Source organism: Nitratireductor sp. PBL-C9, assembly GCF_050877045.1.
Taxonomy (GTDB): Bacteria; Pseudomonadota; Alphaproteobacteria; order Rhizobiales; family Rhizobiaceae; genus Nitratireductor; species Nitratireductor aquimarinus.
In genome coordinates this window covers 272,922-287,142 of sequence record NZ_JBPAXW010000006.1, presented here as the reverse complement: position 1 = coordinate 287,142, position 14,221 = coordinate 272,922, and the positions used below count along the sequence as shown (strand labels likewise).

Here is a 14,221-nt window from a genome sequence, read left to right as displayed (position 1 = left end):
CTAACGCATCGGCCCGAAAATCGGAACCGATTTTCGGAAAGCACGATGCGCAGATTCAACAGGGTAGAGCGTCAGATGGTCTGGGTGACCTTGTTGAGCTTGTCGGGCGTGTCCGGGTTGAGGCCACGCTCGCGCGCAACGCGCTCGATCAGGCGGTAATAGCCAACCAGCGAAACCAGCGGGTCGATATGACCGTGGCCGGTGGTCGGCGTCTTGATCGTGCGCTCACCCACATCGCGCGAGGAGAAGCTCGCAATCTGCGCGCCGAAGCCACGCAGTTTCTCAAGCGACTGCTCGCTGGAGGCCAGCGCCTCGTCCTCGGGCACGAAGGCGAGGATCGGGAAACCCTTGTCGACCAGCTGCATCGGCCCGTGCATGAGCTCTGCCAGCGAGAACGCTTCGGCGTGAAGCTGCGCGGTTTCCTTTGCCTTGAGTGCTGCTTCCAGTGCGATGGCGAAGCCCGGACCACGGCCAGCCGTGTAGACAGAGCCGGCATCGGCGAGAAGCGGCAGGGCCGGTTCCCAGTTCACGTCGCAGGCAGCAGCCAGCGCCTCGGGCAGCCGGTCGAGCGCCCCCTTGAGCGCGACGCTGCCGGACGCGACCTGCGCAACACCGGCAAGCGCTGCAGCAGAAGCGATGAAGCTCTTGGTGGCCGCGACGCTGCGCTCCGGTCCGGCATGGATCGGCAGAACGATGTCGGCGGCGTTTGCGAGCGGGCTGTCGGCCACATTGACCACGGCCAGCGTGACTGCGCCACCCTTCTTGGCCGATGCCTGCGCCGCCACGATATCGGGGCTGCCGCCGGACTGGGAAATGGTGATGTGAAGCGCGCGGTCGAGCTTCAGCGATGCATCATAGACCGAGGCAACCGAAGGACCGATGGACGCCACGGGGATGCCCGTGTGGATCTCGAACAGATATTTGAAGAAGCTCGCCGCATGGTCCGAAGACCCGCGCGCGGACATGCTGACCAACGCGGGCGAGCGCTCGGCGATGACCCTGCCAAGCTCGGCAAAGGCCTGCGCCTCATTGGCAAAGAGCCGGCCAACAGCCTCGGAAGCTTCGAAAGTTTCCTGAAACATCAGGGAAGGTGTCTCGGTCATTTCAGTCTTTCCATATGAATCATGCCTGTGGGGCGGTGCGGAGTGGGGCGGAACGGGCCGTTCAGCCCGGTTCGTCGAGTGCGCGGTGAAGGTCGTCGCCATGACGCGCCAGCGCCGCAGCGGCTTCCTCGGGCGACAGGCCGCGCACCACCAGCACAGCCGGCTTTACGTGAAAGGCGGTCTTCTCCAGCGCGGCGCGTGCCGATGCCTCATCGCACTCCGCGACCTGCATCAGCATCTCGACGGCGCGCTGCACCAGCTTCTTGTTGGTCGGCTTCATATCGACCATGCGGCCGCGATAGACCTTGCCGAGGCGCATCATGACAGAAGTGGAGAAGAGGTTCATCGCAATCTTCTGGCTCGTGCCTGCGGCCATGCGCGTGGACCCGGCCAGGACTTCGCCACCGGTCTCGAGAAGCACGTCGCACTCGGCGTTTTCGAGAAGCGGGCTGCCGGGATTGTTGGCAATGCCGATGGTGAGCGCGCCACGCTCCCGCGCCGCCTCGATGGCCGCGCATGTGTACGGCGTGCTGCCACTGGCAGCCAGGCCGACCACCACGTCACGCGGGCCACAGTCGACACCGGCGATCTCGGCGCGGGCCGCATCCTCGTCGTCTTCCGCGCTTTCGCGCGCTTCGGCCACACTGATGCTGCCGCCGGCCAGAAGAAAAATGCAGCGCTCCTCCGGCCAGCCGAATGTCGGATAAAGCTCGACGGCATCCAGCATGCCCACACGGCCCGATGTGCCCGCACCGACATAGATAAGCCGGCTATCAGGATCGACCAGGCGGCTGGCCGTTGCTTCAATGGCTGTTTCAAGCGCCGGCAGCGCGGCCCTGACCGCCTCCATTGCGGCCTGCTGACCGTCCAGCATGGCGGTGAGCATGTCGGCTGTCGCGAAGCGTTCAATGTCGCGATAGGCCTGGCTGGCGGTTTCCGTCGGTTTTGTCATGGCGAGCTCATCGGTTTCCGGTTTGCATGGCCCATGATAGACCAATCTAATACCAAATAGCTTATACAGGCTTTTTCTCCGGAATCCATTCCCTCTCTGCAAATCTCTTCGCAAATTCGGAAATTCGCCCCCAAACCCTGCAATCATTATGCTTCAGAAATAAGACAGTGTGGCCAGACGCAATGCCGGACTTGCAAATCGGTATGGCCGGCTTCATAATTGGGCTTATATTGTTAAGACCAATTTTTTAATCGACAGGGAAACGCCAGACCCATGACCGACACCCGGCAGGACCAGGGAGAACCCATTGGCGCGTTTCTCGCACGCGACATGCAGGCCAGCGAAGCGGATGCGACCCCGCTTTACATCCGGCTCGCCAATGCAATTCGCCGCCTGATCGATGCGGGGACGCTGGAAGCCGGAACGGCCCTGCCCTCGGAGCGTATTCTGGCCGAGGCGACAGCGCTGTCACGCGTGACCGTGCGGCGGGGGATTGAGCTGCTGGTGCGCGAAGGCGTTCTGGAACAGCGCCGGGGGTCGGGCACCTATGTGCTGGAGCCGGCAGAGCGTTTCGAGCAGCCGCTGGCGGCGATCACCAGCTTCACCGAAGACATGCTCTCCTATGGCCGCAAGCCGGAAACACGCTGGCTGGCGCGCGAATACGCCAATCCGTCTGCCCAGGAAGCGATGGTGCTTGGCCTGTCGCCGGGCGACCGCGTGGTGCGGCTGCACCGGCTGCGGCTGGCCGATGCCCTGCCGCTCGCGGTGGAACTGGCCATCGTGCCGGCCGACCTTCTGCCCGATCTCTCAGCGCTCGGCACATCACTCTATGAAGCGCTGGCGCAGGCGGGCGCACGGCCGCACAAGGCCCTGCAACGCATGCATGCCTGCGCGCTGCCGGAGTTCGATGCGCGCCTGCTGGAGGCCGACGCCGGAGAGCCCGCGCTTTTTCTGGAGCGCATATCCCGTACGGCGGAGGGGCGGGTGGTCGAATTCACGCGCTCCTATTTCAAGGGCGACAGGTTTGATTTCGTTGCCGAACTCAACCTGCAGCAGGAAGCGGACAGATAGAGCAATCCCAGGACAAGCGGGAACCGGTTTTCCGTCCGGAATTGCGCAAAGACAATGATGCTTCAGACCTTACAGGCGCTTCAAAGCGACTCGAGAAAGCGGACCAGATTGTCCCGGTCCTGCTTCGCCATTTCGACCACCCGGTCGCGCGCGGCCTGCGCCTCCCCACCATGCCAGAGCACGGCTTCAAGCAGGGTGCGGGCGCGCCCGTCATGCAGGAAGGTCGCTTCCTCATTCACCGTGCCGGTGAGCCCGATGCCCCAGAGCGGCGGGGTGCGCCATTCATAGCCATCGGCAAGCCCTTCGGTCCGGTGATCGGCGAGGTCTTCACCCATGTCGTGCAGAAGCATGTCGGTATAGGGCCAGATCAGCTGGAACCTGAGCGCCGGATCGTCCACATCGCGACGCGTCACATATTTCGCACGATGGCAGGAGGCGCAGCCGCTTTCGTAAAACACTTTCTTGCCGGCGAGCACCTGCGGGTCGTCGATATCGCGACGGGCCGGAACGGCGAGATGGCTGGAATAGAAGGTGACGAGATCCAGCAGATCCTCGGGCACCTCTTCCGCGCCCAGCCGCTCCTGCGCACCGTGCGGCAGAGCCCGGCAGGCAGTCTGGGCTTCAGTGCAATCGCCCCAATGGTCGGGCGCGAGCGGCGATGAGAGCCCCATGTCGCCGGAGAAAGCGCCTGCGCTCTGCTCGGCAATGGTCGGCGCAATCGCCTTCCAGCCGAAACGACCGAGACGCCACTCTCCCTGTGCATCGCGCACGCGGGCGGGCCGCCCGGAAATGCCATCGCCATCCTCGTCGTCCGGGTCCGCCCAGGCGAGGATATCAGCTTCGTGAACACTCTCCAGAAGTCCAAGGCCGATCATCGGCGGCGCAACGCGCGCCGACAGCATGAGATCATCACGGAACGGGCCGAACCCGGGCTCGGTGATGCCGAGCGCCGGCCGGCGCAGGGTGACGGTCTCGCCGCCCGAGAGCGCCACGGGCACATCCTCATAGGTGATCTGCACACGGCCTTCGGGGGTGAGGCCGGCCACGGCGTGATCCTGAAGCTGCAGCCCGTAAACCGGATCAGGCGCGGCATGCAGCCGCCCGTCGGCAATCGCCTCCTGCTGCTCCTTACCCGGTGGCACCGAAACGCGCACAAGCAGCGACACGGCGGAATCTTCGACCCGCGCCGGCGCATGACCGCGCCCGTCCTTGATGTGGCACGACTGGCAGGCCCGCGCATTGAACAGCGGCCCCAGCCCGTCAGAGGCCTGCGTGGAAGCGGGCGACGACACCCAGTCCTTGCGGAACAGGCCGTTGCCCAAAAGGAAGCGCTCCAGCGCCTCGAATTCCAGATTGGCCGACGAATGGGAGAACGCATCGGCATTGATGCGCTTGGTGGAGGTCGCCGCGCCCGCGGCCATACGCTCGAAGCGCTCCGCCTTTTCAAACTGCCCGGCGGGCTTCGTGACCTTTTCGACCCGGGCGCGATCCTTCTCCGTCAGGTCGTCGCGCGTGTCGGGCAGCGAACCTCCCGCATGGGCGATCATGACAAGGGCTGAAAGAAAGACGACGAGTGTCGTGCTGCGGGCAATCATGTTCATGGCGGAACTTGTTGGCTGTGTCGCCGGGCCGGCATGGCGGCCCGGCGGCAATTGGCTCTTACTCGAAAACGGCTTCCGGATTGTCGAGACTGTCGGAGCCCTCAAGCTCGATCCCGGACAGGTCGAGCGCGACGATGACGCGTTCCAGCGAACGGGTCTGATCGACGAGACCGTCAATCGCCGCCTGAACGACCGCGTTGCCCTCTTCATTGCCCTGACCGATCATCTGGTCATAGGCCTCGCCGCCTTCGGCGCGCGCCTTCATCACGGCCATCGCTTCAAGCGTGGTGTCGAGCTTCGCCTTCACTTCATCGGCGAGGGCGGCATCCTTTTCCGACACCAGATCGGCGAGACCTGGCCCCTCGACCGTGGAACCGTCGACACGCTCATAGGCGCCGAAATAGACGTTCCGGATGCCAACGACATCGTAGTAATGGCTGTTGTGCGTGTTGTCGGAGAAGCAGTCATGCTCCTCTTCCGGGTCGTTCAGGAGCAGGCCGAGCTTCATGCGCTCGCCTGCCAGTTCGCCATAGGAGAGCGAGCCCAGACCGGTCAGCATCGCCGTCAGGCCCGCCTGCGGGTCCGCCATCACTTCGGCACGGGCTTCCCCTTCGGTTTCCCAGTTGGCGACCATCTCTTCGAGATCCGTGATCAGGAGATCGGCGGCAGCCTGAAGATACTGCGCGCGGCGCTCGCAATTGCCGCCGGTGCAGTTTTCCGTGTCGAAATCCGTGTAAGCACGTGTTCCCGCACCGGCGTCGGTGCCGTTCAGGTCCTGCCCCCAGAGAAGAAACTCGATGGCGTGGTAACCGGTGGCGACGTTGGCCTCGATGCCGCCAACCTCGTGCAGCGACGCGATCACCTCGGTGGTGATTTCGGTAACGTCGATATCCGTACCGCCAGCGCTTACCTTGTCATTGGCGATCACATTGACCGTGTAGAACTCGTTGGCGTCCGACTCCGTGCCATAGCTTGCATCGACATAGTCGATGAGGCCCTCGTCCAGAGGCCAGGCATTCACCTTGCCTTCCCACTCATCCACGATGGCGTTGCCAAAACGGAAGGCCTCGGTCTGCTGGTAGGGAACGCGTGAGGCGAGCCATGCCTCGCGGGCGGCAGCCATGGTCTCTTCCGACGGTGTTTCGACAAGCGCATTGATCGCCGTGCGCAGCTCTTTCGCCGTCTCGAGACTGTCCTGATAGGTCGCGAGAGCGATATCCGCGTAGGTCTCGACCACTTCCTGCGGTTCAGCGGCAATGGCCGGCGCTGCCATGACCGCCATGATTGCAGAGCCGAGCAGTAAACGACGTTTCATGAAGACTTCCCCTCTTCCAAACCTGAAAACAGGCGCTGCCATTGCCATCGACAACGGACGCGCACGGCCTCGTGGCCGCCACTCAATAATGTGGACTTAAATTATCAGGTTTAGAAAGGCAAGCCCGACGGGCGCATTGCGCGCCCGCTATTCCATGGCTTTCACCGCGATAACGGCATTGGTGCCACCGAAAGCAAAACCATTGCTGAGAGCGACACGCACATCGCGCCTGCGCGCTTCATTGGGCGTGACGTCCAGATCGCATTCCGGGTCGGCTTCGCGATAGCCCGCCGTCGGCGGGACGATACCCTCCCGGATCGCCATGACGCAGGCGATGAGTTCCAGCGCGCCCGATGCGCCAAGGCAGTGAGCATGCATCGACTTGGTGGACGACACGGAAAGCTTCGAGGCATGTGCGCCGAACACGCGCTTGATCGCTTCGGTCTCGATGCGGTCATTGGCCTTGGTGCCCGTGCCATGCGCGTTGATGTAATCGACATCGGAGGGGGCGAGACCGGCCTCGTTCAGACAGGCCTGAAGCGCGGCGGAAGGCCCCTCGACCGTGGGGGCCACGATATCGGACGCATCGGCCGACATGCCGCCACCGGCCAGCTCGGCCAGAATGGTCGCGCCACGCGCCTGCGCATGTTCGAGCGTCTCGAGCACCACCATGCCCGCGCCTTCGCCCAGCACCAGACCATTGCGGTCGGCAGAGAACGGGCGGCAGGTTTCCGAAGCCAGAACGCGCAGCGCTTCCCAGCCCTTCAGAATGCCGTAGATCAGCGGCGCATCGGAGCCACCGGCAAGCATGACATCGGCACGACCGAGACGAAGCTGGTCTGCCGCCGACAGGATCGCGTGGTTGGAAGACGCGCAGGCAGAGGTCGCGCCGAACACCGGGCCGCGCAGCCCGAGCGTCATGCTGACCTGTCCGGCAGCTGCACCGGGCATCACGCGCGGAACCGTGAAGATGCCCGTTCGCGGCTTCCCTTCCAGAAGGATCGCGCGATAGCTTTCCTCGATGGCTTCCCAGCCGCAGACACCGGTGCCGACCACGGCACCAACGCGGTGCGTATTGGCATCGTCCACGGCAAAGCCCGACTGGCTCATGGCCTCCTGCGCCGCAATGGATGCGAGCAGGCTGAAGCGGTCCATGGTGACGAGCCGCTTGCGGTCCAGACCGTGCTCCGGCAGCTGCTTGATCTCGGCGCCAATGCGCACTTTCAGTTCATGCAGCGGAGCCGTGGTGATGGGGCCGATGGCCTGACGGCCCGCGCGCATGCCCGACCAGATGGCCGGGGCATCCGTTCCAAGCGCGCAAATGCCACCAATGCCCGTTATGACGATGCGTGGAGCTGTCATCTAGTTCTTGGAGTCCACCAGTTCGCGCACGGCGGCGACGATGTCCCTGACGGTCTCCATGCTTTCCCAGGCCTCGGCGGTGTTCATCTCCACTTCGATGTTGAACTCGTCTTCGACATCGAAAATGATCTCGGTGAGTTCGAGGGAGTGAATGCCAAGGTCGGCGAGCGGCGTATCGAGCGTTATCGTCTCGACCTCATCCTGCGCATGGGTCTTGATCTTCTCAAGGATCGTCTTGCCGATCTCATCCGTGCTCAAACTGGTCTCAGCATTCATGAAGCGTCTCCTTGGACAACTTTTACGCAGGCTAGGATGCCATCGGGCAAGGCGTCCACGCTCAACTCTATAAAATCGCAGACATAAGAAACCAAAGCGTGTCCTGCGGCAAGAGTTTGCGGTGCAATTCCGCCGCGCATCACCGCGTCAGTTCCCGTTCACGCCACCCTTTACGAAAATGGTTACGGTGCCGTCCTCACCATAGTCCAGCGCGACCACATCGCGGACCTGGATCGAACGCGAATCAACCGCGTGGAAGAACAGCGCGCTGCCTTCGATGGCTTCACGCAGAACGGCGATTTCCTTCTCATGTTCGGCAATCGCCTTGGCGATGTCCTGCCCCTTCCTGTCCAGATCGGGCAGGAGAACGATATCGAGCTCTTCCAGCGAGAAGGTCTTGCGCACGCGCTCGGCATTCTGCGTCGTGATGCCGATTGCCGCGATGATGCGCTTGCTCGCCGTCTCCGGTTCGACTTCCTCGGTTTTCACCTCGGAGCCCACAATGGCATCAATTGCTTCTTCGCTCTTCAGTCCCTGCGCGAAAAGCGGAGACTGCAAAGCGATGACCATCGTCAATGCAAATGCGACCGTCAATGCAAGTGCGGCTCGTAGCGGCATGGGCCGACATCCGATGTTCAAGGTCATGACTCAATCCTGTAGATTCGCCGCGCAGAAAACATGTTCTGCCGGAGAAGGCAACGGGCGAGGGCCGGGCAGGTTCCCTTACAACCGGGTCGCGTAATCCGAAACCAGCAGCCGACAGGGCTCCTCATCTTCCTCGATTTCGGAGAAGCGGGCGATCGGCTCTGCGAAGATGTTGTCCGTCACGTCATCATTGACGGTCGAGACCTCGCCGATCAGCACGTCCTCCCTCTCGCCCCAGAATGCATGCCAGACGCCCGGCAGAAGCGTGACGCTCTCGCCCGGCTCCAGACGCAGGACTCCGCCGGCATCCACGCGCCGCATCACACCATCGGTCGGCACGCGCACGGGCGAGACACGGTCGATCCCGCCTTCCGGATCAGACCCGAAAAGCTCGATGCACAGCGTGCCGCCACCACGGTTGATGATGTCTTCGGCCTTGATCGCGTGGGTGTGCAGCGGCGCGAGCTGGTCACGCCGGGAGATCATGATCTTCTCGGCATAGAGCATGCCGCGGCCATGCTTCAAATCTTCCTGATTGCCGTTACGCACCGTGAAGAGAAAGAGGCCGCGCCGGTCGAAATCGCCAGCGCCATAGTCGGTGATGTCCCAGCCGAGCCGCGCATCGACAATGCCGTCGATTGCAGCGCGCCGGTGCTTCATCTCTTCCGGGGTCCAGTCGGCGAAGGGCGGCAGCACATAGCCGAAGGAGCGGATGAACTCTTCTCCCTGGCGCAGGATCTCGTTCACTCTCGAGCGCTTCACCGCAACCTCCCTCGTGCGAAACCGACTTGATGTGTGGTCGTACCGCAAGCCCGGCATTCCGCCAAGGTGTTTTGCCCGGCCGGATCTTGCGTAACGCACTTGATCTTGCGCAACGCACCGGCCAGCCTCATCAATAGAATGCCCATCCTCAAACCGGCGATGCGCACGGCGTCGCACCGGACACGAAGCACAAACCCGGATCTTTCCATGTATCTGAACGCCATCATCCTGCTGACCGTCGTCGCGGTGATGCTGGCGCTGTGGTCGCCACGCCTCCATGGCCGGCCGACATGGAGGGCGATGACCACGCCGCTGGCCTCCATCATCGGCAGCGGGTTTCTCGTTCTGGGGCCGATCCTCAATTTCGCCTATGGCGTCAATGCGCCGCTCGTCATGCTGGCGCTGTGTCTGGGCGCGTATCTGTTCGGCGCGGCGATCCGCTACAATATGAGCATGCTGCAGGCGGAAGCGGGACGACACGGCAGCAGGCTGGAAACGCTTCTGGAAACGACAGCCTCGGCCAGCCTCGGCTTCGCCTACATCATCTCGGTCGCCTATTATCTGAATCTGTTCGGCGCTTTCGGTGTGAGCCTGACCGAAGCGAACCAGCCAACGGACGCACGGCTTCTGACATCGGCCGTCTATGTGCTGATCCTGATGGTTGGCTGGACGCGCGGTTTCCGGGCGCTCGAAAAGATGGAGTACGCGTCCGTCGCGCTCAAGCTCGCCATCATTGCCGGCCTGCTGGTCGGTCTCGGCATCTACTTCATCCAGCATGTGTCGGCGCATGACATGATCCTGCGCGCGCCAAGTGTGAGCGGCTGGCACGCCATCGCCCTTGCCTTCGGACTGATCGTGACGGTTCAGGGGTTTGAGACATCGCGCTATCTCGGCCGCGACTATGACACGCCGACACTGATCCGCTCGATGAAGCTGGCGCAATGGATCTCGACCGGCATCTATATGAGCTACATCCTGCTGATCAGCTACACATTCGACATCGACGGGCAACCGCTCACGGAAACGGCCATCATTGGCATGATGGCCGCCGTTGCGCCGATCCTCTCCGTGCTTCTGGTGGCAGCGGGGCTTGCCGCGCAGTTCAGCGCGGCAGTGGCGGACACGAGCGGATCGGGTGGGCTTCTGACAGAGCTGACGCGCGGTCGGCTTACGCCCAGGCGGTCCTACGCCCTGCTTGTGGCGGTGGGCCTCGCTCTCACCTGGTCGGCGGATGTGTTCCACATCATCAGCTATGCGTCGCGGGCCTTCGCGCTTTACTACATGCTGCAGGCCGCACTTGCCGCAGCCAAGGCATGGCGTGATGCAAACAGCCCGTGGCGCGCGGCGGGGTTCGCCGCGCTGGCGCTGCTCGGCCTGGCGATCGTGGTTCTGGGGGTGCCGGTCGAGACGTAAGACCGGACCGGGATCAGAACGCCTTGAAGGTCAAAGTGGTGAGCGAACGGCGAATGCCGGGCACATTGGCGATGTTCTCGCTGACGAACTTGCCGATATCGACACCGTCATCGATGTAGACCTTCATGAGCAGGTCGTAATCGCCGCTCGTGGAGTAAAGCTCCGAGGCGATTTCGCGCTTGTAGAGTTCGTCGGCCACCTCATAGGTCTTGCCGGGTTTGCAGCGCAGTTGAACGAAGACAGGTCTCATAAGGGCTCCATGGAGCAAGTTCGAAACAGGGTCGGGCCAGACTTGGCCCATCGCGTTACGCTGTCAACAGACAGCGCACGATCTGATGGGATGAATCCGCGAGCCCGTCAATGACATCGAAATGATGGCGGTCGGGTTCTTCCACAGCGGCGGTCTGCGCACCAAGCCCGACCCAGACATTGGCGAGAAGCGCATTCTGGCGCAGGAACTCGCCCCGCTCCGAAGCGCCAACCCAGCAGGTTACGCGCACGCCAGGGATGGGCGCGAGCAGCGCCGGGCTTTCCGCCAGCGCCTCCTCTTGCGTGATCTTCAGCCCCTCATTCATCGCCGTCTTCATCATCGGGCGCAGATCATGCACGCCGGAGATCGACAGGACATGGCGAAGGCGCGCGCGCACATCCTCAGGCAGCGGTGAGGTCTCGCAGGCCATGCGCGAGGCAAGGTGGCCGCCCGCCGAATGGCCGGTCAGGACAAGCGGTCCATCGACGCGTCCGGCAGCGGCGGTGACCGCCGCGCCGATCTCGCGCACGATGCCGGAAATCGAGTTTTCGGGGCACAGCGTGTAGGATGGCATGGCCACCGCATAGCCGCTGTCGACCGCACCGGCGGCCAGATGCGACCAGAAGCTCTTGTCGAGTTTCAGCCAGAAACCGCCATGGATGAACACCACCAGACCGGCCGGCTTTCCTTCGGGCAGAAACAGGTCGAAGCGGTTGCGCGCGCCGTCGCCATAGGGAATGTCGAGCTCGGCCCGGCCAGCGGCCGAAAGCGCATCACGATAGGCCTGCGCCGGGGCTACCCAGGCATCCGGCCAGCGGTCGCCCTGCGGAATGTTGACGCCATTCGCATAGGCGTCATCCCAGTCCGAAACCTGACGATAGAACATGTTCAATTCTCCCTCCGCGCCGCCCTCCGCACGTGGCAACAGGGCCTGCATAGCCGTGCCAGCCTCCACTGTCATCATTGCGGATCGTGATGTACACTGCGCCCAGACCGGACATATTTCAACCTTAAAATTTCATGCTTGAAATGTCGTCTGTCCGGTGCAATGCTCCAAGCTTACAAAGCCAGGCGTAGAGCAATCCTGGGAGGAAGGAGCTCGAGCATGAAAGTCGCAATTCTCGGCGGTGGTCCGGCGGGCCTCTATTTCGCAATCTCCATGAAGCTGCGCGATGCAGCCCACGACATCACGGTTTTCGAGCGCAACAAGCCCGACGACACGTTCGGCTGGGGCGTGGTTCTCTCTGACGAAACCCTCGACAATCTGGCGGAAAACGACCCCGTCAGCGCCGAGCGCATCCGCGAACATTTCGCCTATTGGGACGACATCGCCGTGGTGCACAAGGGCGTGCGCACGCTCTCCACGGGGCACGGTTTCTGCGGCATTGGCCGCATGCGCCTGCTCATTCTCTTGCAGGAGCGCGCCCGCGAACTCGGCATCAGGCTCGAATTCGAGACGGAGATCGATGATCCCCGCCCCTTCATGGCCGAATACGACATGGTGCTGGCCTCCGACGGCCTGAACTCGCGGACGCGAACCACCTTCGCCGACGTGTTCAAGCCCGACATCGACGTGCGCAAATGCAAGTTCGTCTGGCTCGGCACCCATCAGAAATTCGACGACGCCTTCACCTTCATCTTCGAGAAGACGGAGCATGGCTGGGTGTGGGCGCACGCCTACCAGTTCGATGACGAGACCGCGACTTTCATCGTGGAGTGCGGCCCGGAGACCTGGGAGAAGTTTGGCTTCGGCGAAATGAGCCAGCAGGATTCCATCGCCGTATGCGAGCGGATCTTCAAGAATCATCTGGGCGGCCACAAGCTGATGACCAACGCCAACCACATTCGTGGTTCGGCATGGATCAACTTCCCGCGCGTGCTGTGCGAACGCTGGTCGCATGAGAATATCGCGCTGATGGGCGATGCGGCGGCAAGCGCGCATTTCTCCATCGGCTCGGGCACCAAGCTGGCGCTCGAAAGCGCCATCGCGCTGGCCGAATATCTGCACACCGAACCGACGCTGAAAGAAGCCTTCGACAAATACGAAGACGCTCGGCGGCTGGAAGTGCTGCGCCTGCAGTCGGCGGCGCGCAACTCGCTGGAGTGGTTTGAGGAGGTGGAGCGCTATCTCGATCTCGACCCGGTGCAGTTCAACTATTCGCTGCTCACCCGCTCGCAGCGCATCAGCCACGAGAACCTGCGCCTGCGTGATCCCGAATGGCTTGCGGATGCGGAGACCTGGTTCCAGCAGCAGGCAGGCGCCGAGGACAATGCCGCCCGCGCGCCCATGTTCGCGCCCTACAAGCTGCGCGGCCTGACACTGAAGAACCGCGTCGTCGTCTCGCCCATGGCTCAGTACAAGGCCGTCGACGGCTGCCCGACCGACTGGCACATGGTGCATTATTGCGAGCGCGCCAAGGGCGGCGCGGGTCTCGTCTATATCGAGATGACCTGTGTGAGCCCCGAGGGTCGCATCACGCCCGGCTGCCCCGGTTTCTACAAGCCGGAGCACGAAGCCGCTTGGACGCGCATCGTCGATTTCGTTCACCGTGAGACCGATGCGCGGATCTGCGCGCAGATCGGCCATTCGGGTCCCAAGGGCTCGACCCAGCTTGGCTGGGAAGAGATGGACGCACCGCTGAAAGACGGCAACTGGCCACTCATGGCCGCCTCCGAAGTGGCATGGTCCGACGCGAACCAGACGCCGAAGGCGATGGACCGCGACGACATGGACGCGGTGCGCGACCAGTTCGTCGCTGCCGCCGGGATGGCGGAGCGCTGCGGGTTCGACATGCTCGAACTGCACTTTGCGCACGGCTATCTCCTGTCGTCCTTCATCTCGCCGATGACCAACAAGCGCACGGATGACTATGGCGGCAGCCTGGAAAACCGCATGCGCTATCCGCTGGAGATCTTCGCTGCGGTTCGGGCCGCATGGCCGGAAGACAAGCCGATCTCGGTGCGCATCTCGGCCAATGACTGGGTGGGCGACGCAGGCGTGACCCCGGCCGAAGCCGTGGAGATTGCGCGCATGCTGCAGGAAGCCGGCGTCGACATCTGCGACGTCTCGGCGGGCCAGACCTCGAAACAGGCGCGCCCGGTCTATGGCCGCATGTTCCAGACCCCGTTCTCCGATCGCATCCGCAACGAGACCGGCATGGCGACCATGGCCGTCGGCAACATCTATGAGCCGGATCACGTCAACTCGATCCTGATGGCCGGCCGCGCAGACCTCGTCTGCCTCGCCCGTCCGCATCTGGCCGATCCCTACTGGACGCTGCATGCTGCGGCAACGCTGGGCGACAGGGGCGTGACCTGGCCCGATCCCTACCTGCCCGGCCGCGACCAGCTCTACCGGCTTGCCGAGCGGGCCGAGCAGATGACGGGGAAGGTGTGATCATGTTTTCCGAGCGCTGGCTCTGCCCCTCATCCTCACCTTCTCCCCGCGCACGGGGAGAAGAGGGCATCAAC

Annotated in this window: 13 protein-coding genes; 3 read left to right on the top strand and 10 right to left on the bottom strand. The window is 63.1% G+C overall.

The window, feature by feature from the left end; translation table 11 throughout:
• Positions 1-71: 71 nt before the first annotated feature.
• Positions 72-1,103: an SIS domain-containing protein gene (locus ACRTG1_RS14885; protein ID WP_432516480.1), complete on the bottom strand. Its 1,032-nt coding sequence runs from the start codon at positions 1,101-1,103 to the stop codon at positions 72-74.
• 61 nt (positions 1,104-1,164) lie between these two features.
• Positions 1,165-2,055, bottom strand: a complete 891-nt coding sequence (locus tag ACRTG1_RS14880) for an N-acetylmuramic acid 6-phosphate etherase (protein ID WP_206545623.1) — start codon at positions 2,053-2,055, stop codon at positions 1,165-1,167.
• Positions 2,056-2,328: 273 nt separating this feature from the next.
• Between ACRTG1_RS14880 and ACRTG1_RS14875 the strand changes: the two genes are divergently transcribed.
• The gene (locus ACRTG1_RS14875) at positions 2,329-3,126 is read left to right on the top strand and encodes a GntR family transcriptional regulator (RefSeq protein WP_432516479.1); all 798 of its coding nucleotides are present in this window, start codon (positions 2,329-2,331) and stop codon (positions 3,124-3,126) included.
• Between the two features lie 80 nt (positions 3,127-3,206).
• Here ACRTG1_RS14875 and ACRTG1_RS14870 read toward each other — a convergent pair whose 3' ends face one another.
• From ACRTG1_RS14870 to ACRTG1_RS14845, 6 genes are all read right to left on the bottom strand, one after another.
• The gene (locus ACRTG1_RS14870; RefSeq protein ID WP_432516478.1) at positions 3,207-4,727 is read right to left on the bottom strand and encodes a di-heme oxidoredictase family protein; all 1,521 of its coding nucleotides are present in this window, start codon (positions 4,725-4,727) and stop codon (positions 3,207-3,209) included.
• A 58-nt stretch (positions 4,728-4,785) separates the two neighbouring features.
• Complete coding sequence (locus tag ACRTG1_RS14865) at positions 4,786-6,042, bottom strand: imelysin family protein (RefSeq protein ID WP_206548050.1); 1,257 nt, start codon at positions 6,040-6,042, stop codon at positions 4,786-4,788.
• A gap of 147 nt (positions 6,043-6,189) precedes the next feature.
• Positions 6,190-7,404 (bottom strand): beta-ketoacyl-[acyl-carrier-protein] synthase family protein, encoded by a 1,215-nt coding sequence (locus ACRTG1_RS14860; RefSeq protein ID WP_206545620.1) that lies wholly within the window; start codon positions 7,402-7,404, stop codon positions 6,190-6,192.
• Positions 7,405-7,680 (bottom strand): acyl carrier protein, encoded by a 276-nt coding sequence (locus tag ACRTG1_RS14855; RefSeq protein ID WP_113153557.1) that lies wholly within the window; start codon positions 7,678-7,680, stop codon positions 7,405-7,407. It abuts the gene before it with no gap.
• A 147-nt stretch (positions 7,681-7,827) separates the two neighbouring features.
• On the bottom strand, positions 7,828-8,298 hold the full coding sequence (locus ACRTG1_RS14850; protein ID WP_206553275.1) for a hypothetical protein: 471 nt from the start codon (positions 8,296-8,298) through the stop codon (positions 7,828-7,830).
• Positions 8,299-8,403: 105 nt separating this feature from the next.
• Positions 8,404-9,087 carry a D-lyxose/D-mannose family sugar isomerase gene (locus tag ACRTG1_RS14845; RefSeq protein ID WP_206548052.1) on the bottom strand — a complete coding sequence of 228 codons (684 nt, stop codon included), beginning with the start codon at positions 9,085-9,087 and terminating at the stop codon, positions 8,404-8,406.
• Between the two features lie 207 nt (positions 9,088-9,294).
• Between ACRTG1_RS14845 and ACRTG1_RS14840 the strand changes: the two genes are divergently transcribed.
• Positions 9,295-10,500 (top strand): hypothetical protein, encoded by a 1,206-nt coding sequence (locus ACRTG1_RS14840; protein WP_206995509.1) that lies wholly within the window; start codon positions 9,295-9,297, stop codon positions 10,498-10,500.
• 13 nt (positions 10,501-10,513) lie between these two features.
• Here ACRTG1_RS14840 and ACRTG1_RS14835 read toward each other — a convergent pair whose 3' ends face one another.
• Together ACRTG1_RS14835 and ACRTG1_RS14830 are read right to left on the bottom strand one after the other, a co-directional pair.
• On the bottom strand, positions 10,514-10,750 hold the full coding sequence (locus ACRTG1_RS14835; RefSeq protein WP_007010700.1) for an Lrp/AsnC ligand binding domain-containing protein: 237 nt from the start codon (positions 10,748-10,750) through the stop codon (positions 10,514-10,516).
• Positions 10,751-10,805: 55 nt separating this feature from the next.
• A complete protein-coding gene (locus tag ACRTG1_RS14830) occupies positions 10,806-11,636 on the bottom strand; it encodes an alpha/beta hydrolase (protein ID WP_432516477.1) in 831 nt (276 codons plus the stop codon).
• Positions 11,637-11,855: 219 nt separating this feature from the next.
• On the opposite strand from ACRTG1_RS14830, the gene ACRTG1_RS14825 reads away from it, so the two are divergent.
• Positions 11,856-14,147: a bifunctional salicylyl-CoA 5-hydroxylase/oxidoreductase gene (locus ACRTG1_RS14825; RefSeq protein WP_206553278.1), complete on the top strand. Its 2,292-nt coding sequence runs from the start codon at positions 11,856-11,858 to the stop codon at positions 14,145-14,147.
• Positions 14,148-14,221: the final 74 nt, after the last annotated feature.

Excerpts from the sequence above, each read along its gene's own strand:
- ACRTG1_RS14835 (WP_007010700.1), bottom strand. The coding sequence starts at position 10,750 with ATGAGACCTGTCTTCGTTCAACTGCGCTGCAAACCCGGCAAGACCTAT.
- ACRTG1_RS14885 (WP_432516480.1), bottom strand. The coding sequence starts at position 1,103 with ATGACCGAGACACCTTCCCTGATGTTTCAGGAAACTTTCGAAGCTTCC.
- ACRTG1_RS14875 (WP_432516479.1), top strand. The coding sequence starts at position 2,329 with ATGACCGACACCCGGCAGGACCAGGGAGAACCCATTGGCGCGTTTCTC.
- ACRTG1_RS14825 (WP_206553278.1), top strand. The coding sequence starts at position 11,856 with ATGAAAGTCGCAATTCTCGGCGGTGGTCCGGCGGGCCTCTATTTCGCA.
- ACRTG1_RS14850 (WP_206553275.1), bottom strand. The coding sequence starts at position 8,298 with ATGCCGCTACGAGCCGCACTTGCATTGACGGTCGCATTTGCATTGACG.
- ACRTG1_RS14860 (WP_206545620.1), bottom strand. The coding sequence starts at position 7,404 with ATGACAGCTCCACGCATCGTCATAACGGGCATTGGTGGCATTTGCGCG.
- ACRTG1_RS14880 (WP_206545623.1), bottom strand. The coding sequence starts at position 2,055 with ATGACAAAACCGACGGAAACCGCCAGCCAGGCCTATCGCGACATTGAA.
- ACRTG1_RS14855 (WP_113153557.1), bottom strand. The coding sequence starts at position 7,680 with ATGAATGCTGAGACCAGTTTGAGCACGGATGAGATCGGCAAGACGATC.
- ACRTG1_RS14865 (WP_206548050.1), bottom strand. The coding sequence starts at position 6,042 with ATGAAACGTCGTTTACTGCTCGGCTCTGCAATCATGGCGGTCATGGCA.
- ACRTG1_RS14840 (WP_206995509.1), top strand. The coding sequence starts at position 9,295 with ATGTATCTGAACGCCATCATCCTGCTGACCGTCGTCGCGGTGATGCTG.
- ACRTG1_RS14830 (WP_432516477.1), bottom strand. The coding sequence starts at position 11,636 with ATGTTCTATCGTCAGGTTTCGGACTGGGATGACGCCTATGCGAATGGC.
- ACRTG1_RS14870 (WP_432516478.1), bottom strand. The coding sequence starts at position 4,727 with ATGAACATGATTGCCCGCAGCACGACACTCGTCGTCTTTCTTTCAGCC.